The organism is Uliginosibacterium sp. TH139 (genome assembly GCF_002855595.1).
Taxonomy (GTDB): domain Bacteria; phylum Pseudomonadota; class Gammaproteobacteria; order Burkholderiales; family Rhodocyclaceae; genus Uliginosibacterium; species Uliginosibacterium aquaticum.
In genome coordinates, this window is the sequence record NZ_PKRR01000002.1 from 177,819 (window position 1) to 199,963 (window position 22,145).

At 59.9% G+C, this 22,145-nt stretch carries 21 protein-coding genes; 3 read left to right on the forward strand and 18 right to left on the reverse strand.

The window, feature by feature from the left end; translation table 11 throughout:
- Positions 1-147: 147 nt before the first annotated feature.
- From C0V76_RS04400 to C0V76_RS04420, 6 genes are all read right to left on the reverse strand, one after another.
- On the reverse strand, positions 148-1,752 hold the full coding sequence (locus C0V76_RS04400) for a methyl-accepting chemotaxis protein (protein WP_101941172.1): 1,605 nt from the start codon (positions 1,750-1,752) through the stop codon (positions 148-150).
- 560 nt (positions 1,753-2,312) lie between these two features.
- A complete protein-coding gene (locus tag C0V76_RS20320) occupies positions 2,313-2,435 on the reverse strand; it encodes a hypothetical protein (RefSeq protein ID WP_256376395.1) in 123 nt (40 codons plus the stop codon).
- 26 nt (positions 2,436-2,461) lie between these two features.
- Entirely contained in the window at positions 2,462-3,418 is a 957-nt protein-coding gene (locus C0V76_RS04405; protein WP_216821655.1) for a substrate-binding domain-containing protein, read from the reverse strand.
- Positions 3,419-3,602: 184 nt separating this feature from the next.
- The gene (locus tag C0V76_RS04410) at positions 3,603-5,213 is read right to left on the reverse strand and encodes a methyl-accepting chemotaxis protein (RefSeq protein ID WP_101941174.1); all 1,611 of its coding nucleotides are present in this window, start codon (positions 5,211-5,213) and stop codon (positions 3,603-3,605) included.
- Positions 5,214-5,424: 211 nt separating this feature from the next.
- Positions 5,425-6,207, reverse strand: coding sequence for a hypothetical protein (locus tag C0V76_RS04415; RefSeq protein WP_101941175.1), 783 nt, complete (start codon positions 6,205-6,207; stop codon positions 5,425-5,427).
- Positions 6,208-6,303: 96 nt separating this feature from the next.
- Positions 6,304-7,044, reverse strand: a complete 741-nt coding sequence (locus tag C0V76_RS04420; protein WP_101941176.1) for a hypothetical protein — start codon at positions 7,042-7,044, stop codon at positions 6,304-6,306.
- Positions 7,045-7,177: 133 nt separating this feature from the next.
- Here C0V76_RS04420 and C0V76_RS04425 point away from each other — a divergent pair, with 133 nt between their 5' ends.
- The 3 genes from C0V76_RS04425 to C0V76_RS04435 all read left to right on the forward strand — a co-directional run bounded on the left by C0V76_RS04425 (position 7,178) and on the right by C0V76_RS04435 (position 11,202).
- Positions 7,178-8,431: a hypothetical protein gene (locus C0V76_RS04425; protein ID WP_101941177.1), complete on the forward strand. Its 1,254-nt coding sequence runs from the start codon at positions 7,178-7,180 to the stop codon at positions 8,429-8,431.
- A gap of 391 nt (positions 8,432-8,822) precedes the next feature.
- The gene (gene dctP, locus C0V76_RS04430; protein WP_101941178.1) at positions 8,823-9,809 is read left to right on the forward strand and encodes a TRAP transporter substrate-binding protein DctP; all 987 of its coding nucleotides are present in this window, start codon (positions 8,823-8,825) and stop codon (positions 9,807-9,809) included.
- 478 nt (positions 9,810-10,287) lie between these two features.
- Positions 10,288-11,202 carry a hypothetical protein gene (locus C0V76_RS04435; protein ID WP_101941179.1) on the forward strand — a complete coding sequence of 305 codons (915 nt, stop codon included), beginning with the start codon at positions 10,288-10,290 and terminating at the stop codon, positions 11,200-11,202.
- A gap of 145 nt (positions 11,203-11,347) precedes the next feature.
- Here C0V76_RS04435 and C0V76_RS04440 read toward each other — a convergent pair whose 3' ends face one another.
- The 12 genes from C0V76_RS04440 to C0V76_RS04495 form a co-directional block, all read right to left on the reverse strand.
- Positions 11,348-11,644: a putative quinol monooxygenase gene (locus tag C0V76_RS04440; RefSeq protein ID WP_101941180.1), complete on the reverse strand. Its 297-nt coding sequence runs from the start codon at positions 11,642-11,644 to the stop codon at positions 11,348-11,350.
- An 84-nt stretch (positions 11,645-11,728) separates the two neighbouring features.
- Positions 11,729-13,015, reverse strand: coding sequence for an ankyrin repeat domain-containing protein (locus C0V76_RS04445; protein ID WP_101941181.1), 1,287 nt, complete (start codon positions 13,013-13,015; stop codon positions 11,729-11,731).
- Positions 13,016-13,164: 149 nt separating this feature from the next.
- Positions 13,165-13,323, reverse strand: a complete 159-nt coding sequence (locus C0V76_RS04450) for an ATP-binding domain-containing protein (protein WP_101941182.1) — start codon at positions 13,321-13,323, stop codon at positions 13,165-13,167.
- A gap of 121 nt (positions 13,324-13,444) precedes the next feature.
- Entirely contained in the window at positions 13,445-13,822 is a 378-nt protein-coding gene (locus tag C0V76_RS04455) for a PH domain-containing protein (RefSeq protein WP_101941183.1), read from the reverse strand.
- 34 nt (positions 13,823-13,856) lie between these two features.
- The gene (locus C0V76_RS04460; RefSeq protein WP_101941184.1) at positions 13,857-14,711 is read right to left on the reverse strand and encodes a hypothetical protein; all 855 of its coding nucleotides are present in this window, start codon (positions 14,709-14,711) and stop codon (positions 13,857-13,859) included.
- Between the two features lie 1,198 nt (positions 14,712-15,909).
- Positions 15,910-17,940 carry a methyl-accepting chemotaxis protein gene (locus tag C0V76_RS04465; RefSeq protein WP_101941185.1) on the reverse strand — a complete coding sequence of 677 codons (2,031 nt, stop codon included), beginning with the start codon at positions 17,938-17,940 and terminating at the stop codon, positions 15,910-15,912.
- Positions 17,941-18,211: 271 nt separating this feature from the next.
- Entirely contained in the window at positions 18,212-19,312 is a 1,101-nt protein-coding gene (locus C0V76_RS04470) for a hypothetical protein (protein WP_101941186.1), read from the reverse strand.
- 341 nt (positions 19,313-19,653) lie between these two features.
- Positions 19,654-20,154 (reverse strand): SRPBCC domain-containing protein, encoded by a 501-nt coding sequence (locus C0V76_RS04475; RefSeq protein ID WP_101941187.1) that lies wholly within the window; start codon positions 20,152-20,154, stop codon positions 19,654-19,656.
- Positions 20,155-20,156: 2 nt separating this feature from the next.
- Positions 20,157-20,591, reverse strand: coding sequence for a VOC family protein (locus tag C0V76_RS04480; RefSeq protein WP_101941188.1), 435 nt, complete (start codon positions 20,589-20,591; stop codon positions 20,157-20,159).
- Positions 20,592-20,770: 179 nt separating this feature from the next.
- Positions 20,771-21,118, reverse strand: coding sequence for a GFA family protein (locus C0V76_RS04485; RefSeq protein WP_101941189.1), 348 nt, complete (start codon positions 21,116-21,118; stop codon positions 20,771-20,773).
- Positions 21,119-21,166: 48 nt separating this feature from the next.
- Positions 21,167-21,613 carry an SRPBCC family protein gene (locus C0V76_RS04490; RefSeq protein ID WP_101941190.1) on the reverse strand — a complete coding sequence of 149 codons (447 nt, stop codon included), beginning with the start codon at positions 21,611-21,613 and terminating at the stop codon, positions 21,167-21,169.
- 77 nt (positions 21,614-21,690) lie between these two features.
- Positions 21,691-22,029 carry a helix-turn-helix transcriptional regulator gene (locus tag C0V76_RS04495; RefSeq protein ID WP_101941191.1) on the reverse strand — a complete coding sequence of 113 codons (339 nt, stop codon included), beginning with the start codon at positions 22,027-22,029 and terminating at the stop codon, positions 21,691-21,693.
- Between the last annotated feature and the right edge of the window lie 116 nt (positions 22,030-22,145).

Genomic DNA, 22,145 nt, shown 5'->3' on the forward strand with positions numbered 1-22,145 from the left:
TTAATTTTCTTGTCCGCCGCGCCAAATCACACACCCGCGGCTGTGCGCGTAGGCCCCAACAACACAAGACCAGCTTCCAGACAGCGCCAGCCCCACCCTTGCGCAAAGCACTCCAGGCAAGACTGGCTACCGAAAATCGGGGCAAATTCAAACCTTGTAGCGGGCGACCACCCCCTGCATCGTCCGGGCTAACTGATCCAGCTCATTCGCAATCCGAGCGCTCCCCTGTGCCGTCTCGCTGCTCTCCTCTGCCATTTGCGCAATCCGTTCCACATGCCCGGCAATATTATTGCTGGTGCTGCCTTGCTCCCGGATAGCACTCGAGATTTCTTCAGACATATCCAGCACACCACGGCTGCTCGCATGAATCCTGTTGATGGCGTCGCAAGCCACGCCAGCACGCAGCACTCCGTTATCCACCATTGCGACCGCCTCCTTCATGCGCTTGGCTGCATCCTGAGACAGCATGCGAATCGATTCAACCATGGACGAAATCTCCGCCGTCGAGCCCGCGGTTCGCTCGGCAAGCTTGCGTACCTCATCGGCAACGACCGCAAAACCACGCCCCTGCTCACCGGCACGCGCAGCCTCAATGGCAGCATTCAGCGCCAGCAGATTAGTCTGATCAGCTACTTCGCGGATCACCAGCACAATGCTGGAGATCTTGTTCCCGTGCGCCTCAAGCTCGGTGATGCTGCTCGCTACATGGTTGACGTACTGAGCGATCGAATTGATGTCATTCACAGTCTCATTAATGACATCAATCCCCTCTCGTGCAACCTGTCCGGCTTCGCGCGAGAGATCACGCGCCTCCCCAGCCCGGTCTCCGACATGGTTGATGCTCACGGTCATCTCTTCGATTCCGGCTGCCATGCTTGAAGCCGCATCACTCTGCTTCCGGGCAGCCAATGCACCTTGCTCTGCACTCAAATTCATCTGACCCGAAGCCTGTCCAATACGGTGTGTCTGCTCCGCAATACTGCGGAAGCTCTGGGCAAGCTTGTCAACCAAGCGGTTCAGGCCCTGCGAAACGCGTGCAATCTCGTCGGCCCCTCTCACATTGGCCCGCGAAGTGAAATCCAGATCGCCTTCTATCCGGGTCATCGTTCGCTGGATGTCTGTCAGCGAGATATTGATTCCCTGGATAACCGAGTAACTCATCCAACCCACCACCAGCACCGCCACGATGCTGGTCATGATGGAGATCACAACGCTACGGTCTGCATTCGCCAATGCCGAGGCGGACTCTGCCTCAGCCGTCTTCATACCCAGCCCCAGATGCTCATCCAGCAGTTTAGAAAGCTCTGCCCGTTTGCTACCCATCGGCCCCGCCATTTGAGCATCCGTCCCGGAGGTACGTGCCCGCTCAAGGTAGGTAGAGAGCATGCCCAGATACTCGCCAAGCAAACCCTTCTCCGCCTCATACAACGCTCTGCCCTTTTCAGTACGAACCATGGCCTCATAGCTGTCGAAATTCTTGCGGATACTTCCCTTCAGTGTTTCAAGATCTCTCAGGATGGACTCCTTGGCAGCAGCATCCTGCGCCAGGGTGAACCTGAAGAGTCCCAGAGCTATCTGCTGCTGTTCTGAACGCACGGTGTGCATCAGATCAAGCCCCGGAATGGAACGGCTGTTGATCGTACTGATCGCCTTCGCTTGCTTCACCGAAGACTGAATCCCCACCAGGCTAACTATCAACAAGGCAAAGCCGGCGCAGCAGGCCAGCAAAATCAGTTTCTTGGCTATGGTCATGACAGAGCTCGCGAAATATCAGGATGAGAAAAGCGTGTCATCTTGAAATCGACAAGTGCCACGGAAGCTTGAGGCTGATTACTGGCCCTTAAAAACAAACTAGCGACAAGATCAAACAAAGAGGGCAAAAAAAGCCCGGCAACGAGGTTTTTACTTCATTTCACACATGCCCTAAGACGGCCACACACTTGGCGAACAACTCGAACAGCTCGAAACCCTCACCGGGATTCGCCCGAAACAGGCGTTTGTGGATCGCGACTATCGTGGTGCCGACGTGCCTGAGGGTTGCACGATGTACGTCTCAGGTCAGAAGTGGGGTGTTAGCGCAGCGCTCAAGCGTTGGATCAAGCGGCGCAGCGCCTTCGAGGCGCTGGCCCGGCGTTTGAACACTTGCCAAGCAAGTATCTGCGTCAGCCCGATCACTTCATGTAACAGACTGAATAGCTCGACGCTGGAGTGCACGGAGCATCACATCAAGCAATGCACGCAGGTGCAGAATGGAGTGATGCCCTACCGGCGCATTCTTCGGCATGGCCTGCAATACAGCAGACCATGCCGGCTTAAACAGAAAAATCATGCGAACGCCATTTCTTCAGCACGTACTCCGGCTGGCTGGCATTGCGCTCACTCGTGAGACACGCCCAGTTTTCACGCACGCCACTGCTCAGAGGAGGCAATAGCATCAACGCTCCAAAACCTTGCGCCAGAACTAAGGCTTCAGGAAGGGCTCAAGATCTTGCGCGAATCCAGGCGAGTTCAGAGTTGATCTCGTTACAAAGAAAATACCGGGATCAATCACATTCTGCTCGGGCGCCTTACCTGAAGCTGCTGCGTAGGCAATCCTGACCCCCAGATACCCCATTTGATAAGGCCGCTGCACCACCACACCGTACAAATGATCCTTGTTCAAGGCATCAATGAATGCCTTGCTCATATCAAATCCAATAAGCCTCACCTTGCCGGCCAGCCCCGCCTTCTGAAGCGAACTGAGGGTCGCCAGGGTTGTGGATTCATTCGGCGTAAAGATGCCATCAAAGGGTTGTTTTAAACGCTCAAGAGCGCTTTCTGAACGTGTGCGCGCTTCGCCCACATTGCTTCCGATCCACTCGTCGAGCACAACCGAAAGCCCCGCCGCTTTCACTGCCGCCATGAACCCTCGTTCCCGATCGTCTGTCGACGTCACCCCGCGCTTCATCCGAAACACGACCACCCTCCCATGCTTGCCGAGGATACGGGCCATCTCCCTGCCGGCTACGCCTCCCGCCAGATAGTTATCTGTTGCCACTATCGCGGCAGCTTCACTGCCTCCGAAACTGCGGTCGATATAAACAGTCGGCACGCCGTTCAAGCGCAGTTGAGCAACCTCCTTGGCGCGCTCAGGCACATTCGGCGCCAGCACCAAAGCGCTGCAGCGTTTTTGCGCGATCACCGCCAGAATTTCCTTCTGGGCATCCGGATTATTTTCATCAGACGGGCCACGGAAATAAATATCCAGGCCCAGCTCGAGCCCGGCCTGCCGCGCGCCACGCCCAACCTCCCCCCAAAAGGCGTAGCCCCCACCGGCAGGAACCACGCCAATACACGCCTTCTCAGCGGAAGCGCCCATGCTGACGCTGGCGCACCAGGCCAGCAACACAAAACGCATGAAGATGCTGTTGCAATGCACGTCCTTCTCCTCCGCGGAAAAGACATGAATAAGTCATCACTTTATAGGAGCGCACGCGTGCACAAGCCAAGGCCGTGCTCATACAGCGCGTGCCAAGCGACTGACAACTCAGGCCAGCCAACACCCCTCGTCAAACAGGCTGCGGCTCATGGCTTTTCAGCTCACAAGCAACGACCTCACCCGATCAGCGTGAAGCCAGCTTGAAGCGATCCACGCTGCCGTGAAGCGCATTGGCCAGCGATTTCATATCACTCGAAGTCTGCGACATCGAAGCGGCCGCCGCGGTGTTTTCATCGACCATGCGAACTACGATCTCGACCCTCCCGGCAATGTCACGGCTAGCAGCCGACTGCTCCTGGAGCGCCGAGGAAACCTCATCGATCGATTGCTGCACAGACTGCGCTTCCCGCTCGATCTCATGGATGAAAAGATCTGCGTTGCGCGCCATTTCCAGACCGCGCTGAACAGAAGAAACCGCTTCAAACAGCTTCTGACTCATCTGACTGGAGCCGGACTGGATAGCCGTGACCATTGCACCGATCTCCTGCGTGGAATTCGTGGTGCGCTCGGCCAGCTTCCGCACCTCATCCGCCACCACCGCAAATCCGCGCCCCTGTTCACCAGCACGCGCGGCCTCAATGGCCGCATTGAGTGCCAAGAGATTGGTCTGGTCCGCCAACTCCTTGATCACCTGCACGATCGAAGAGATGCGCTCCGACTCCTGGCCAAGCGCACGCGCCGTATCCGAACTCTGGTTGATCGAGTCGGCAACCGTATCGATCTGGGCCACCATCCGATTGATGTCCTTGCTTCCCTCATTGGCCTTGGTACGTGCCTGGGTTGAGGCCTGGCGAGCCTGCTGCGAAATATCGGTGATGTGATCAATGCTGGTCGACATCTCCTCCAGCGCAGCGGCCATTGCGGAGGCGGACTCCGACTGGGTCTCGATACTGTTATGAACGGCTCTGGCCGTGTCCTCAAGCTGATGGGCTGCCGCATCAACCTGCGTCGTACTGCCGCGAATGTTCCCTAAGGCCTCGCTCATGGCGAAGGTCATGCGTGCAAAAGCCGATTGCAACTGGCCAACCTCATCTTTGGAGCTGCTCTGGATGCGCACGCTGAGGTCTCCCTCCGCCAAACGGCCAGCCTGGCCTATCATCTCCTGGATAGGTGCCGTAATCGAACGGGTCACCAGCAGCGCACAGATCACAGCGGCCACCGCCGCCAGCGTAAAAGCCACCAGCAATAGCAACTGGCTGGAGCGCGCATTCGCCACCAGTAATTCGGTGATGTCCGCAGCATGCGTCTCCACAGTCGAAATCAGCTTGTCTGCAGCAGCCTGCATCGCACCTGCAGCGGGGCCACCCTTGCCCATCGTGGCCAGCGCCCCCTCGCGATCACCCGCAGAGGCCTGCCTGACGATCTCCGCCGTGGATGGCTGGAGTACATCCAGGCTCGCCTGAATGGCCGCCGCAGCCTCCTTGATATCGACTTCCGGCCCCTCGGCAAAAGGCTTCAGCTTGGTCTTGATCGCCTCCAGGCCTTCGAGCATCTTCGGCCCAATCGTCGCGTCTGACTTGAGCAGAAAATCACGCGAAACAATACGGAAACGCATGATTTCATACAGCAGGCTAGCTGCCATGCGTGAGCGCTCCACACCCTGCTGCTGCACGAGATTGGCGCCATTACGGATCTCAGCGCCCTTCAAACCCGCGAGCATTGCAGCGCTCCCAAAAAGCGCAAGCACTACACCGAACGCGAGCATGAGACGCATGCCAATCTTGATGTTTTTCACAGCCTTACTCCTGGAGCTCTTCAGTCAAGTAATCGGAGCAAGAGCCTTTCACCATTCTGAAAAGTAAGGCTCGTCGCTAACAACAGGCTTAACGACGGGTAAACCTTGATTCTGAAGGCTGTACTGTCGGACAAATATAATCTGGCGTCTTGCCTGCCTGCGTCTTGCCTGCCTTTTACCCATTGAGTCCTACCGGCTGAAAACAGCTACCTCAACGCTTGCAGCGATCAGCCTTTTCCGAGAAAGCCACTTCGATTTGTGGTCGATACGCCGGAAACTGCTTGGCCATGTGCCACACGGTCAGTACAGAAGTCGAGCACACCAGCTCGCGGATGGCGCTTTGTTTGACCGCTTCCGGCAACTCAGCGAAATCCAAATACTCCAGCCCCGTAATGAGGGTTTTACCAAGAGGTTTGGAGCGCACGGAAAGGCGGGCATAGCGAACCGAGAACGGGCGGCCACTCCATGAGCGGGTATCGTCGACTTTCAGGCCACCGTTATGACGGATCTCGTAGCAATCCGTGCTCTTGTGCGGGCAGCTTGCATGCAAGGTCCGCCCCGTCTCGATATCCCGCACGATCGGAGCGATCTGGGCTGTAGGTGTGGTGTAGGAATCCGAGCCGTAATCGTGATCGATGTAATCACTGGCATACCAGGTGCCCACCACTTCCGGATAAATCCGGGCGTCTGTAGCCGCCACGCAACCATGAATATCCAGCACAACAGCGCCCGCCATGAAGACTCCAAACAAATACCACAACCCCTTGCTCAGCCCCGCATGCATGCGCGCCGGCCAGCCGGTTTTCGCCTGGCTGATTTTTTTGTGCAGGTAAGTCACCAGGCTGGCAAAAAGCAGATACGCAAGCACCCACCAGGCAATTTCCATTTCGGTCGAGAATGAAAAACCGAAAGCGCTTTCAAGAAGGGAGGCAGCCAGCGTCCCTGTCAGGCTGAAGAACAGTGCCAGAAAGCCTAGCGCCACTACACCACCCATGAGCACTCCCTACTTCAGTCACCTGCTGCGTTTTACATGCCAGCGCTTATCGCCACACCAATCTGCCCTGCCGGAGCAAAGCGGATGGCACGGCCACTACGCTGGATTACACGATCTGAACACCCACTGGCTGGGCTTGAATCTCGCCAGCGGGCCATCGGGCACCTCCTGACCGAACTCCGCCGCAATGTCGTACTCGATCAGCGGCACATCAAACCTTGCGATCTGCCCCGTTTTGCAGGCTTGCCCCTGAATGACCTGATCGCGCGCCAATTCCAGTTCTCCCTGCACACTCTGCAAAGCAATCGCCCACGCACCGGCAATCAGCACCGGCTCCGGAAAGCGTGCCGAGATCAAACCCGTGAGTTTCTGTGGCCGCTCAGGCTCTCCATTATCAAACGCGTCATAACGAGTGATCTGCGTCCCCCTTGGCATCAGCAACTCGCCATGTTGAACGGGCTGGCTCAAGGTGAAATGAGCGCGTTTCTCGCGGTTGAGCGCCTGCTCTTTTATCTCGATATAAGTCCTGTACCCATCAAGCAAAACAAAGGCATAAAAACAATCCAGCAGTGCCACCAGAACCGCGGCCGCGATCAGTTTGCCTTTATGCCGGGCAAGGCTCTCACGCCCCGCTTCGGTACGCCGTTTCAGCACAAAAATCAGGATCAGACCCAGCGTGCCCATCAGGCACAGACCGGGCAACACCAGCGCTAGGAAAATGAAAAACAGGCCAGGAACAGGAGCAAAAATCATATGTGCGAGAATCGAGCGTGACGCAACCCAATGACCAGCTTCAGGGCTGAGATTGCCCAACCGCCAGGCCACAAGGAAACTCATGGCGACAAGGTGGCCCCGTCGCCAACTACATAAGTCTAGCGCCGCAGGTGCAGGTACAGGCACAAGGTGTACGCCATGCGAAGATGCCGCCGCACCTGCCATACCGCGCGCTGTTCCTCGGAGACCTTGAACGATGAAACCCGTCTTGCACGCACTGCTTGGCCTCGCCGCCCTGCTGCTCTCGGGCAGCATCTCGGCCCGGCCCGAAGCCCCCATGCTGCTCATGAGCACACCGGGCGAAGCACTGGTGGTCGACATCCCCGAAAACCCGCCGCTGCCACCGATGCAGCTCAAGGATGCGTGGTATGCCGTATCGCTGGAGGGGCAGAACCTGATCCTCAGCCGCACGGACAAAACCCGCGTGCCCGACTGGCAACTGGTGGCACGCAAGACCGGCCCCACGCCCCAGACCACCACACCGGTCCGCCACGCCCTCACCCTGCCCGCACCGGCCTTGCTGGCCTTCCGCCTGATGAGCACTGGCGGCAACGAGAAGCTCCCTGCGCTCAAGCCCGGCAGCTACCCCTCAGCCCTGAGCGCACCGGCCCTGCTGCACGATCGCTGGGCGGCCTCAGTGCAGGCCAATGGCAAACTCTGGTCGCTCTCCACCCCCTCGCAGCGCCGCCAGGATGGCGCCCTCCTGGCGGGCTCCCTGCAACTCGTGGCCACCGATGCGAAAGGTGAAAAGCACATCCTCGTGCCGCCGGCGCATGGCATGGCCTTCGAGCGGCAAGAGCTGTTGTGGGTCGGCGCCCTGCGCAGCGATTCCGAACTCGATCTGCTGCTCAAACGCACCTGGCTCACCGGCGAAGTGGAATACGTGCTGAAGCTCGGCGACTCACTGGGCTACGCCCGGCTGGATACGGACTATCCGATCCAGCGCTTCGCGCAAGGCATCGAAGAGTACGAAGGCACGGAAACCCATGCTTCCCAACAGCGGCGCCTGCCTGAAGGCAAGTTTGGCCTTGCAGCGCTCAACCTCTCCGAGGAAGCCTGGAACCAGGCCATCGCCAGCGCCGAAAGCGAAGGCCTGCCCCGGCAACTGTTCGATCGCCAGCTGATGCTCAACGGCGAGAAGATCCGCTTCAGCTTCGAATACCTGCCGCGCCTGGCCGCCAATGGCTCGGAGCCTTCATCCAGCCAGTTCATGTGGGAGGGGCCGGTGCTGGTGCGGGCGCATTTCCGGGGCAAGAGCCAGACCCTGCAGCAGACGGGCCCGCTCGACGGCTCCGCCCTGCGCCTGCAGGTGGACATGCTCAATGGCGAACCTGCCATCGAGATAAGCTGGGCCCCGCACTACAACAACAGCTTCGTGAGCTACTGGGTGTGGAGCGAGCGCGACAAACGCTTCCTGCTTCTCTCCCGCGCCCAATCTCAGGGCTGCTGAGGCCGGCAGCAAGGCGATATGTCCGGACTTAGAGCGGCGCGCAAACGCTGCTAGCCATGGTCATGCAGGACCTGCTGCCGGCGCTCACGCGGCAGCCTACCTCCAAGCCATCGCTCCCGCATCGAAGACGCCACCCTGAGCAGGGGCGCCTCATGCACGTGCGCAAGCATAAAACTGTTTGCGCGCCCTGCCCGTCTCCTCGTGGCAGATCCTGAGCCTTATTCCTGCGTACTTCCAGCGGCCGAACAGGCTTTTACGCTGCGGGCAGGAAACAATTTTTCCAGACGGAATTAACCTTTGTTTTCATGGCCTTCCGTACCTTCACCTAGAGTTTCCAGACACAAGGCAAGTCATATCCCCCAGCCCCTGAAAACTTTACAGAAAGACACGGATGAACCCCACGCAACGAATTGCATCCATCACCCTGTTCACCCTCAGTCTGGCGTGGTCCTCAGCGGGCAGCGCAGCCGTCAATCTGGTCGTGTCTGATCAGCAAACGTCCGATCATCCGGTTGTTCGCACGCTGGAGTTTTTCGGCCAGCGGCTCACGCAAGCCACCCGAGGCGATCTCACGGTCACGGTAAAGGCCAATGGCTCAGCAGGCAGCGAGCGTGACGCGATACTGGCCCTGCAAAACGGCACCCAGGCCCTTGCCCGACTCAATCTTGGAGCGCTCAGCGAGCAATCATCCGCCGCCACACTCGCCAGCCTGCCCTATCTCTTCCGCTCCAGCGATCACATGGGGAAGGTGCTCAAGGGAGACTTCGGTCAGCGTCTGGATCAGGAGCTGGAGCAGAAAGGCCTGATCCGCCTAGCGTATTTCGAAAGCGCTCCGCGCAACTTTTATTGCATGAAGCCGATCCGCTCGCAGGCCGATTTCGCCGGCCGCAAGATCCGCGTTCTGCCATCCCCAGTGTTCGAAGACCTGATCCGCAATCTGGGCGGCACGCCAGTACCCATGTCCTTCAACAAGATTCCGGAAGCACTGCGCGCCGGCGAGCTCGACTGTGTGGATGGCGGCACCGTGAACTTCGTAGCGGCCGAGCACCACAAGATCACCCCCTGGCTGATGCAGGACGAGCACCTGCTACTGCCCGAAGTGCTGCTGATCTCGAAAAAAATCTGGAGCACGCTGAGCACAGCGCAGCAAGACGCAATCCGGCAGAGCGCGCAAGATGCCAGCGGCCACATGACCAAACTCTGGACGGATCAGGAAAGTGCAGCACTCACGACCGCCAAGAAAGCCGGCGTAACCGTGGTTACCCGCTCGCAGATCTCGATGACCGGCATCGAATCCCTGGCCATCAAGACCTACAACAAATACATCAAGAACTCTCAGGATCTTGAAACGATCATCCGGATCATGTCGGTGAAATAAGCACGGGCACCACACAGGGCGCAGCCTGCGCCCTTGCCCAGGCCCACAGCCATCCGCGCATCAAAGCACGCCAATTCATCGCCCAGCACCTCCGGCAACATCAGCCGGATTTCATCGCCATCCCAAAGATCCTCGCGTCGCCTCGCGCAAAGTGAGGCGATAAACCGCCTCTCAAACTCGATCCGCAAGGGGCGGGAGATCTGAACGCCCCGATGAACGAGCTCAGATCATCGGGGCTCAGGAATCGGAGAGGCAAAAGGCAACGCCTGCCTCCGTGCGCACAGAAATGCGGGGGGCACATCGCGCACCATGACTGACCTCGATTTCGTAGAATTCCAGGCGCGCATTGCACACACTTACAGCGCACCGCCCACTGGATAGCCCAGTTAAAGGGCTCCATGCGCATCCGAGCGTAGTTTCTTGCGTTTGTCATCGGACTTTTCTGGCTGACACGCTTTCCCTATCGATCAACTTCACCATGTCCCTGCTCCGTCATCTCCTGGTTTCGATCACCTGCGTCCTCACAGCCAGCTCTGCGTGGAGCGCGGTTCAGATCGAAGACACGATCACCTATCTGCCCACGGCACTGCCTGACAACGCCGCCTGTGCCTGGGAACCCGGCATCGCAAAAGCCGCCATTGCCCACTCCGAAGGAACCCTCGTCCCCTTGAGCGGAACGCCAACAGCCGGCGACACCCGGCTGTCCATTCAAGTGATCGGATTCGACATCGAGCGCTCATCCCGAGAGAGCCAATACACCGTACGCGTGCGGGCAAACGTCACGCAAGGCGGCAAGCTCCTCGCCACCCAGGACTTCGATGAAGAAGAGTCCTTCAAAGACAGCCAGACCGCCTGCTCCGCCCTGACCCAGATCGGCACATCCCTTGGCGAAAGCGCTGGCGAGTGGATATCGCAAACCCGGCTCCCGGCCTGTGATGAAGCATGTACCGGCCTCCATCCAGATGAAACGATCGTCGTGGGCGCAGAGGTACTGATCGGTGACGCCGATGCCATCAACGACACCGTGCGCATCGACTGCCATTTCCAGACGGCGCTGGTCACACGCCTGGTAAAAGCCTTCAATGAAGGCGACACCCCTCCGCGTGCCAAGCTCGAAGCGCGCAGTATCGACATCGAAAAATACAGCGGGCGGCGCCTGATCCTTCGTGTGAGCAATGTTCATGCGCTCGGCGGAGGTGGCCTCTCCGGCCCCAAGTGGATGAACATGTCAGGCGAATTGCGCGATGGCAACATGCTCGTCGGCAGTTTCCATTCGCATACCAGATCGGGGCGCGGCCTCACGACCTGTCGATCCGTCGACTCGCTCAGCGAAAGCACGGTAGAGATGATTACCGAGTGGTTGAGCAATCCCTCGCTAGACGCCAAACTCTGAACGGACTTCCAGAGATCCCTGGCATTTCCGGAGAGCATCCCGGGTGCTGGCCACAGCGCTTGAACGCTTCATTCCGCACCCACCCTGAATCAACGCGGGCAAGCTGAGCTTCCGAAGCCGCGTGCGCGATGCGCATGCGGCTGGATCAGCGGCCCACCGGGCTCATCCTGATGACGCTCGCCGGCCTCGCGCGGAAGGAAGGATTTCGCGCCACCGCCGCGAGCATGTGCGCCGTTTTGCCATGCGCCGCCAGCGCTTCCTGTGACGCCCACCTCTCGACGAGAATGAATTTGTTTTCATCCTCTTCATCGCTGAAGAGCTCATATTGAATGCAACCCGGCTCCGCGAGCACCAGCGGGCGGAGCGCTTCAAACGCCTCGATCTGAATCGCACGTTTGCCCGGCTGCACTTCGATCAGCACCAGCAGATTGATTTCTTCCATGAGTTTTCCAGTTTATTCAGGGTGGAGAGGAAACAATGAGACTGATTAGCATTGAAATGCTTGAATTCAAGCCCCCTGCATTTACTATTCCGTTAGACCCCTACCACGCAACAGAGTCGCTACGTCGCTGAATCCCTTGGCATTTGCTTGAGCCAGAAGAGTCGGAGCATTTGGGACTGTACTTACATCCGCGCCATGCTCAATCAGGTATCGGGCAATGTCCGGCTTATCCCAAGCAATTGCAGCCCCTACTGGTCGGGAGCGACTAGTTGCTACTTTGATGTCCGCGCCGAACTCCAAAAGCAATTTCACCTTATCAAGAGACTCTATGGAGGCCCGCGTGAGAGGACTTAGGCCCAGCATGCCCGGCTTATTCGGGTTCGCGCCGTGTTCAAGTAGCAACCGCATCATGTCCGACGATTGGCCGGCGATTGACGCATCGAGCGGCGTGGACCCCATGAGGTTTTTCTCGTCCTTGTAGAAAGCGTTGTCACTCCCATCGCTCGGCACGGGATATGTAACTCCCAAATTAACGTCGGCGCACTGACTGATAAGGTATTCAGCCGCTGCAATGTTCGCGCTTACCGCCGCATGTACAAGCGCAGGAACCCTTGTAGGATCGTTCAGGTCCGCACCATGCCTGACAAATAACGCAAGTAAAGCAAGCGAGTCATTTCCATTTCCGTAAAAGACATTCTTATGACTAACGGATACATCATCAAATACGGAATTCAGAACGTCTTCGCTGACGCCAATGGTGAGAATGTCAGAAACGATCTGCAGGTCGCCTTGCTTTGTTGCCTCGCTAAGACGCTCCTCCATAGTGGCGAGGTCGATGGCTCCAATGCGCTCATGAGCGATTTTTTTTTGCTCTTGAGTGGGAACCGCAGCAACTCGACTGCACTTTCTAAGTGTGTTCGATTTATGATAAATGTATGATCCAACCAAGTTCTGAGATGCAGATTCTTGCTTGGCGCTACCACCATAGTTTTTGTTCGCAGCGTAGACGACACATAGCAAAACAGGAACCACTAGAACTGCAAATAATTTTCCAATCTTAGAGGGAAGTCGATTGTTTTGATGATCTGGACGAACATCGGTATTCATACTTCCATTTTTTGCAGATTTGCTCAAATCGATAACCAACTTTCGATCATATGCCTCTCTTCGCTGTGGTGATGCAAGGATCTCAACCGCATACATGAATTCCGCGTTCATACATGTATCGGCAGCCTTAATCCCGGCTATGGCCACATTGACGGCCTCGTCCGAGCTGCTTGCCGGGATGCAAAGCTGATCGTAAAGGGATGCGCGTTTCGCATGTAGCAGCCGTTCTGCAAGCTCGACTCGCAATTTATCAAGTTCGGTCATTTCGTTCTTCTCGGGTCATTTATCTATCGGTCTTGCGTTACGGTGTGCGAACGCTCTTGTCTTCCTCGTTCGTGCGGCATGGACCGTTTGCGGAGCGCAGGGTTAAGTCAAAGGGAGCAGCAGAGTCTAGTCTTGAATTGCAGCATTTTTCATTGCCTTGTGCGTCTGCTCACACATTCCCCCCCCACAAACACCAACCTCTCCGTCGCCCGCGTCATCGCGACATAGAGCAAGCGCGCTTCTTCCTCATCCGCTTCCTGCCCGGCAAGCGAGCCCGCTCCCGGGATCACCACCAGCGAAAAATCCAGCCCCTTGCTGCTGGGGGAACACCTGGGTCAGGTCTTGAATTTAAGCATCTAGGCATGAGCCAATTTTGTCGTTCGAATAACGGGACCAGGCCTTTCCTTTTGCCTCTTCCCCATCAAAAACTCACCCCAATACATGCATCGCCAGCACCTGCTGCAAATCGTAGATACTGACTTTCTTGTTGAACTTCTTCGCAATCGGCATCGGATCGCTGCCCACCCAGATTTTGAGTTCGGCATCCAGATCGAAGGTGCCGGCAGTTTCGATGCTGAATTTTGTGATCTTGCTATAGGGCATCGAGAGGTAATCAATCTTGCTGCCGGTGAGCCCCTGGATATTCACCAGGATCAGGCGCTTGTTGGTGAATACGAAGGTATCGCGCAACACCACGAATCCCACTTCAAAACTCTCACCCTCAACCAGGAGGCGGCCATAGTCCGCCGCGAGCTTGTCCGCCGGTACGACGCCTGCATTCCCCAATAGCCCGGACAGAATTCCCATCTCGCTCTCCTCTCAAGGTGCCAAAGAAACTGCTTTATTTCCTACCCTGCTCGCTCTTTCCCGCTTTAGGGGTCGCACTCAGGCTCACCTCAAGTTCGATCCCGTCGCGCGGAATGACTTGAACCACTTTCTGATCTGGCACATAGATCGCGAGCAGGCTGTCTGAACTATCAATCAGGAAGCCGCGCAGATCCGGTTTGTTTTCACGCCGCACCGTAATGCATCGTTTGGTGAGATCGGCTTGATCGCAGCCTTGGGCGTAAAGCTTCTTGTCTTGCTCGGCGCTGGTTTTGGCTGAATCAAACGCAATCCATGCCGGCAGAAAAATGAAGGTCACGGTGACTATTGGCGCAACGGCAATCACGACGCACACGCACGCCACGTAGCCATAGCAAAGTACCGTGGCAAGAAGCCATTTCGGAAACTTCTTTGCCCAGTTCCACAGTGACTGAACCGGCAGCCCGTCTTTTCCATAAAGGAGCAGGCAGGACACCACACTTGTCAGGGTGGCAACCGTTACACCCCATATAGCGAGCTTCCACCACTGTGTTTTAAAGAAAACCCACAACTTGATCATCCCTAAGAGCATGACCTGATAGCCACTGATCAAAATCCACTCGATGGACTTCGGGAACAAGTCGGAATCCAGCCCCCAATCTCTGAGGTATTCGCTGTGCTGGACATAACCAACTAGGTGCAGGATCAATCCACCCAGGGTGACAAGGACTGCGCTCCATTTCAGCAAGGAGCGACCAAGACCCAGCAAGGGATTTTCTTCAGGCGCCGTGCTCGGCGAAGAGGGGGCTTTGGCGTCTTGCGCAGCATGCTGCGCCGCGCGGGCTTCGCTTTCCGGATCGTCTTCCCGCCACTGCCGTGCTTCGCCCGCCATGTCGCCCCTCCGATGTTTTTGTCATTCTATGAGGACAAACGGCGCCTCCGGAACGACCAGCGCACGATCCAGATCAAGTCTGCGGGGAATTTGTTGTTCGGCGTGAACAAATGCACGACGAATCGGCTGATACGAAGCCGGGCTTCGGCGCTAGGCGGCGGGGCCGGATTGAATGCTGGGGCCTGTGCGGCTGAAGCCGCACCTACGGGGTCCGATAGGAATGCCGGGCGGGTTCGGAGGCGCTGCCCGGGCCGAGGCGGGCGCGTGTTTCTGTAGGGCCGGCTTGAGCCGGCGGGGCCGGAATTGAATGCTAGGGCCCGTGCGGCTAAAGCCGCACCTACGGGTTCCGATGGGAATGCCGGGCGGGTTCGGAGGCGCTGCCCGGGCCGAGGCGGGCGCGTGTTTCTGTAGGGCCGGCTTCAGCCGGCGGGGGCCGGATTGAGCGCGGGCCCGTGCGGCTGAAGCCGCACCTACGGGGTCCGATAGGAATGCCGGGCGGGTTCGGGAGCGCGGCCCGGGCTGGGGCGGGGCGCGTGTTTCTGTAGGGCCGGCTTCAGCCGGCCGGGCCCGGATTGAATGCTGGGGCCCGTGCGGCTGAAGCCGCACCTACGGGTTTCGATAGAAATGCCGGTCGGGTTCGGGGGCGCTGCCCGGGCTGGGGCTGGGCGCGCTTGTGTAGGGCCGGCTTCAGCCGGCGAGGCCCGGATTGAGCGCGGGGCCCTTGCGGCTGAAGCCGCACCTACGGGTTCCGATAGGAATGCCGGGCGGGTTCGGGGGCGCTGCCCGGGCTGAGGCTGGGTGCTTGTTTCTGTAGGGCCGGCTTCAGCCGGCGGGGCCCGGATTGAGTGCGGGGCCTGTGCGGCTGAAGCCGCACCTACGGGGTCCAATAGGAATGCCGGGCGGGTTCGGGTGCGCTGCCCGAGCCGGGGCTGGACGCGCTTGTGTAGGGCCGGCTTCAGCCGGCGGGGCCCGGATTGAATGCTGTGGCCCATGCGGCTGAAGCCGCACCTACGGGTTCCGATAGGAATGCCGGGCGGGTTCGGGAGCGCTGCCCGGGTTGGGGCTGGGCGCGCTTGTGTAGGGCCGACTTCAGCCGGCGGGGCCCGGATTGAGCACGGACCTGTGCGGCTGAAGCCGCACCTACGAGGGAAGCGGCTTGGCTTGTTGCCCGGCTTCCGTCAGCTTCGCCCCTGCCCTCTCAATCGATACGGAAGCGCGAGATCGAGGCGCTCATGGCGTCGGCCATTTCCTGGAGCTGATCGGCCACGCCGGAGGAGGCGCGGGCGTTGTCGGTGGTGCTTTCGGAGAGTTCGGCGATGTGGCGCACTTCGGCATCAAGGCGGCCACTGGCGGCGTTCTGATCGCGCAGGGCGCCGACGATGCTCTGGGTGGCGGTGGCAATGGCGGTGGCGCCGTGCTGCACTTCGTCGATCACGCCACGTGCGCGCTCGACGGCGGTGACGCCTTCATTGACCAGGGTGACGGCGCTTTCCATGGCCGAGGACACCACCCGGGCACCACTCTGGATGGAGTGGATCATGGCGGTGATTTCCTGGGTGGAGGAGCCGGTGCGCTCGGCGAGCTTGCGCACTTCGTCGGCCACCACGGCAAAGCCACGCCCCTGCTCGCCGGCCCGGGCGGCTTCGATGGCGGCGTTGAGCGCGAGGAGATTGGTCTGGTCGGCAATCTCCTTGATGATCGAGACGACCGCGCTGATGCTCTGGGCATCGCCATCGAGCTTGCCGATCTGGGCGGTAGCGCCACCCACGGCGTTTTCGATACGGGTGATGTGCTCGCGCACCACGGAGATTTCGGTGAAGCCGCTGTCTGCACAGGCAAGCATGCGGGAAGCGAGTTCCTGGGCGCTTTCGGAGGAGGCGGTGACGCTGGCGATGGATTCGGTCATGTGCTGCACGCCCGTGGCGGCATTCATGGCGGCATCGGTCTGACTAGCCGCAACCTGGGCCACGCTGGCGGCAGCTCCGGCAATCCCGTGTGCATTTTCGGTGAGCGATTGGGCATTGCTGCGCAGCTCGCCGACGAGGCTGCCGACGCTGCGCACGGTAGCTTCGAGGCTCATGCTGATGATGTCGAGCTCATTGCGGGTCTGCGGATCGATCTGGCCGCTGCCGGTGCTGCTGAAATCCCCTTCGCCGATTTTCTGCAGACGAGCCACCACGGCGCTGACCGGGCGCAACTGGCGCGTGATGAAGAGCCACAGCAGCACGCTGAGCAGGATCGCGGCCAGCGCGCCGGCAATGATGATGCCGTTGCGCAGGGCCGTGCCGGCACGGGTGTAGACCTCGATATCGCCCGTGCGGGCGACCACCACACCGCCCCAGGCTTCGGACTGCTCCCACACCGCAATGCGATGCTCACCGCCACCGGCGGGGGCGTATTCGAGTACGCCCTCGCGCTCTTTGAGCAGGGGATCGAAGACGGGCTGGCCGGCAGCGTCCGGCAGCTCCTTAACCAGCGACTTGCCTTCCAGCGTGGGGTGGAACATCAGGTTACCGGCCCGCGCGCCGCTGCTGAAGGCGACGAAGGTTTCGTCACCGTTCTGGCCGGTGCGCAGAGCGCTGCGCAGGCTGGTGAAGACGTCTGCGAGATCAAAGCCGACGAACAGGATGGCATTGGTCTGGCCATCGCTGCCGCGCACTGGGACGTATTTGGTCAGGTAGTTGCGGCCGAAGAGCGTGGCCAGGCCAAGGTAGTTCTCCCCCGCCAGCATGCGGGCATAGGCCGGATGATCGCGGGCAAGCTTGGTGCCGATGGCGCGCTCGCCTGTTTCCAGCTTGAGCGAGGTGGTGGCGCGCACGAAATCCTGGCCATCGCGCACGAAAATCGTGGCCACGCCACCGGTGGATTTGGAGAAGGCATCCACTGCGCGGTAATCGGCATTCAGCGCCTGGCCCTTGTAGCGCAGTACCGGGGCGTCGGCCTTGCCGGTGGGCATGCGCTCGGCGGCGTCGACGCTGAAGCCTTCCGGGAAGGCCTCGGTGAGGATGTTCGAGACGCGGTCGGTCTGGGAGGCGGAGATCTGGTAGGCGTTTTCGAGCAGCTGGCGCGAGCCCTGGACCTGGGCGCGCAGGCCATCACGCATGCTTTCAAGCAGGCTGGCGCGGGAGGTGAGCGAAACCTGGATGACCAGGGCGCCGATGATCAGGACCGAGAGGGCGACCGAAACGGTCACGAACTGCTGGGCCAGCGAGAGTTTTTTGAGATTCACGTGGGGCTCCGTTGCGGGGGTCTGGCTTTTCGCTCTTATCCAGGTTTTATCGACACACCCGCCTTAAGGTTGAGCAGTTTTATCGGGTATTGACCTGCCCTCCGGGTAAGGATTTGTTACATCCGGGCGGGCGAGCCGCCACAACAGGCGTGCCGAATCGACCGGCACAGAGGCTGCCAGCAGCTTGGGGGCACAGGAATGGAGCAGCTACGCCCCGGCCGGCGTTCAGCCGCCGGCCGGCTCAGAGCGGGAGGCTCCCGGCTGTGCGCGCCTAGCCCGCGAGCGCGAGCCGGGCGCTCTGCCAGCCATGGCGGGCCACGAACTGGTCCAGCGCACGGTGGAAGGCGGTATCGAAAACGTGTTCGCTCTCGATGAAGTAATCGAAGTAGCCGCGTTTGCCGACGAACTGGAAGGGCTCAAGCTGGATCGGGCGCAGGCTGCCATCCTTCATATGGCCATCGCGCACCAGCTTGTTCATGAGCTCGATGCGTGAAACCTGCATGGCATAGGAGCTGTTCATGCCGATCTCGGTTTCCATGTCGCGCTGCTCGAAGTAGTTATCCGGCATTTCGCCGATCCAGCGCGAGTTCTGCGGCCGCACGACCCAGATCGTGGAGGGGCGCGGGTCCATGTCGCACAGCTCATTGAGGATGAACTGGCGGTGGTAGGCGCCATCGATCAGGTGCATGCCGAAGTAGGTGCGCGTGTAGCCATAGCTGTAGAGATGCAGCGCGGCTTCGACGCCCTCGGCGGTGATTGGCATGTAGACGGTGCCGGGCGTCTGCTCGTGCCAGCTCACGCCGAGCCGGCTACAGGCGGCGGCATTGAGAAACAGGAATTCCTGCCCGGTGGGCGGACAGAAGGCATTGAACATGACCGCCGTGTCGCTTTCGGCGAGGGTATCGGCCACGAACTGGAAATACTCGGGCGAGCGGGTGGGCACCCAGGTCTGCGCCGGCAGTAGGCGGTCGGCCCACTCCTTGGGTTCGGAGAAAGGTGAGAGGAAGGACCAGCGCTCCCAGTACTCCGGCATCGCCGGGCGGAACACGCCGGGCAGGCCCTTGGCGAGCATCCACTGATTGCCGAAAGGCGCCGATTCAGCGGCCTTCGGCATCTCGGCCAGTTGTTCGCGCAGTTTTTCGCGCAGGTCATGGCCGGCGAGGAAATGGGCCGTCCACACGATCATGCCGGAGGTACAACTGATCGCCGCAGGGCGCACATGGCGCTCCTGGGCAGCCGCCAGAAAACCTGCACCGAAGGCATTGCCGCCTCCCAGACCACCCAGCGCGAAGGCCACGGGGCCTCGCGAACTGTTGGATTCATCCGGCTCACTGCCGCTGCGCCGTGAATTGACTCGTTCCGCTGCACCCATGCTGCACCTCCTGCTGCTCGCTGCCTGCTGCCCGACCCGCCGGAGGACGGGCCGTTTGATTCACCTACCCCGAAGGGCATACATAGGGTATACCTTTAGCTGCAGTGCACAAAAAGTCAATAGCCTCCGATCGCGAAGCCGCGTCAGGTGCGCCAGTCAGGCCTGTATAGCCGGCCCTCCGGCCAGCGCAAGGGCTCACGGCATGGGCGCAAACGGACCCGAGCTCCGGCGAGAGGTATCGCCCCCTCCCCGCAACTCATGTAACAAACATTTAATCCATGAGGCCACTATGGGCAGCGCGCCCCGCCATGCGTAAGAGGCAAGAAGGCAGGCTGAAGCGCTCAGACCAGTTGGCGGAGGTAGATCGCAAAGCCTGCCAGCGCGCCTTGCCAGCTACTGTCAAAGCCCATGGCCATGGCCGCTGCACGGGCCTGGGGCGAGCTGAAACGGGCGTGGATGCTGAGGCGGGTCTGGCCGCCCTGCACGCCAAACAGCACGGTGACCCGGCCGCGTGGCGGCAGGCCGCTGCCACAAGCGTGGCGATCATCGTCCATGCCGCGATAGACGAGGCGCTCGGGCGGCAGGATCTCTTCATAGACGCCTTCGCAGGGATAGTCCTCGCCCTGCGGGCTGCGCATGCCGATGTAGAAGCGCCCACCCACGCGCAAATCAATCTCGCAGGCGGTGGCGCTGAAGCTCGGCGGCAGCCACCAGCGGGCGGCGTGCTCCGGCTCGGTCCAGCAGCGAAAGACCAGCTCGCGCGGCGCATCGAGCAAGCGTGTGATCAAGACTTCGCTGGCGCTATCGTCCGGCACCGCCTGCTGCATGCGGGGAGCCTCCATCTTCAGGCCTTCGGCAGCTCGAAGTTCACCATCCACAGGATGCCGAACCGGTCCGCACACATGCCGAACAAGGCGCCCCAGAACATCGGCTGGAAGGGCATCTGCACCTGTCCCCCTTCGGCCAGGGCTGCGAATAGGCGGCGCGCTTCAGCCTCGCTCTCCGGGTGCAGGGACAGGGACACGTTGCTGCCGGTGGTGACCGGCGGGCACAGCGGCGGCAAGGCATCGCTGGCCATCAGCATGTTGGCGCCGATGGGCAGGGCGATATGCAGGATCTTGTCGCCCAGCTCAGGCGGCACCTCACCACCTTCGGGGCAGCCCGGACCCTCCTTGTAGCGCATAAGGGTGGCGAATTCACCGCCGAAAACGGACTTGTAGAAGTTGAAGGCTTCCTCGGCCGTGCCGGGAAAGTTGAGGTAGGTGTTCAGAGTGGTCATGGTGGCTTCTCTCTCTGTTGACAGCACACAGGCGCTTAGAAGCTGCTCACGATCTGTAGCGAGAGGCCGTCAGCAGGGTGAAGAGCCGCACAGGAACCAGAGTTTATGTTGATAAATGAGGATTCCGAGCAGCGCATGAGCCCTGATCACGGCTTCGCAGTAAGATCGTGAGCAGCTTCTTACATTGAACGCCCGTCGAAATGCTGCATGGGCAGCACATCAAGCTCGATGCCTTCCAGGCAGCGGATATTGATGGCCGCCATGGCGGCCCCACCCGGCCCCACGCCTTCACCGAAGGGGTGAATGCCGCAGGTTTTGCAGAAGCGGTGCTGGATGACGTGCTTGTTGAAGGTATAGGTCGCCAGCGCGTCCGCCGGAGTCAGCAGATGCAGGCTCGCCCGCGGCACGAACCACATCAGCGCCCCTTTGCGCTGGCAGATCGAACAATTGCAGGCCATTGCGCCCGTGAGTTCGCCTTCCACCTCGAATTTCACCTGACCACAGTGACAACTTCCGCTGTATTTCATGCCGATGCTCCTGTTGTGGGTTTGATCAGAGAGCCTGCCTGAGGGGGCTTACTCCTTGATGTCAGGCTCGACCAGGTTGGCCAGCTGCGCCAGCGACTCCTGCCAGCCCAGGTAGCACATCTCAACCGGAATCACGGCCGGAATGCCTTCCTGCACGATCTGCAGCTCGGTGCCACATACCACAGGCTTCAGCACCACCGAGACCCGGAGCTCGCCAGGCAGGTTCGGATCATCGAACTGGTCGGTGTAACGGATCAGCTCGCCCGGAATCAGCTCCAGATACTCGCCACCGAAGCTGTGCGCCTGCCCGTTCGTGAAGTTCTCGAAGGACATCCGGAAACGGCCGCCGACGCGCGCATCCATCTGCTCCACCTTGCACACGAAGCCATAGGGCGGCAGCCATTTGGCCAGCGCCTCGGCGCTGAGGAAGGCGCGGTAGATCTTCTCGGGCGTGGTGCGCAGCACGCGATGCAGGCGAACGGTTCCTGTGCTCATGGTTTGTTTCTCTCTCTGTTGATGGACCAGATCGGTCGGGCGCCGGTTCATGCCGGCAATTTTTTTGGGATGAGGTTTCAGGTGCGGGTCTGGCCCGCCTGCAGGTCGCGCAGATAGTCTTCCAGCCGATCCAGGCGCTGCTCCCAGAACTGCCGGTAATGCTCGATCCAGCCGGCCGCTTCCTGCAATGGAGCAGCCTCCAGCCGGCAGGGTCGCCACTGCGCCTGGCGCCCCTGGGTGACCAGCCCTGCCCGCTGCAGCACCTTCAGATGCTTGGTGACCGCCGGCAGGCTCATTTCGAAGGGCTCAGCCAGCTCCGACACACTGGTCTCCCCCAGCGCCAGGCGCGCCAGGATGGCACGCCGCGTCGGGTCTGCCAGGGCAGCAAAGGTTGTGCTCAGATCATCGCGAGGCATGGTGCTCAGAATATTACTTAACCGACTGGTAAATTAGTTGCCGTAGTGAAGCCTGTCAAGCTCGCCAAGGGCGCGGCGCATCCGGCCTGAATGAGCCGCACGAAGCCTTCAACGAA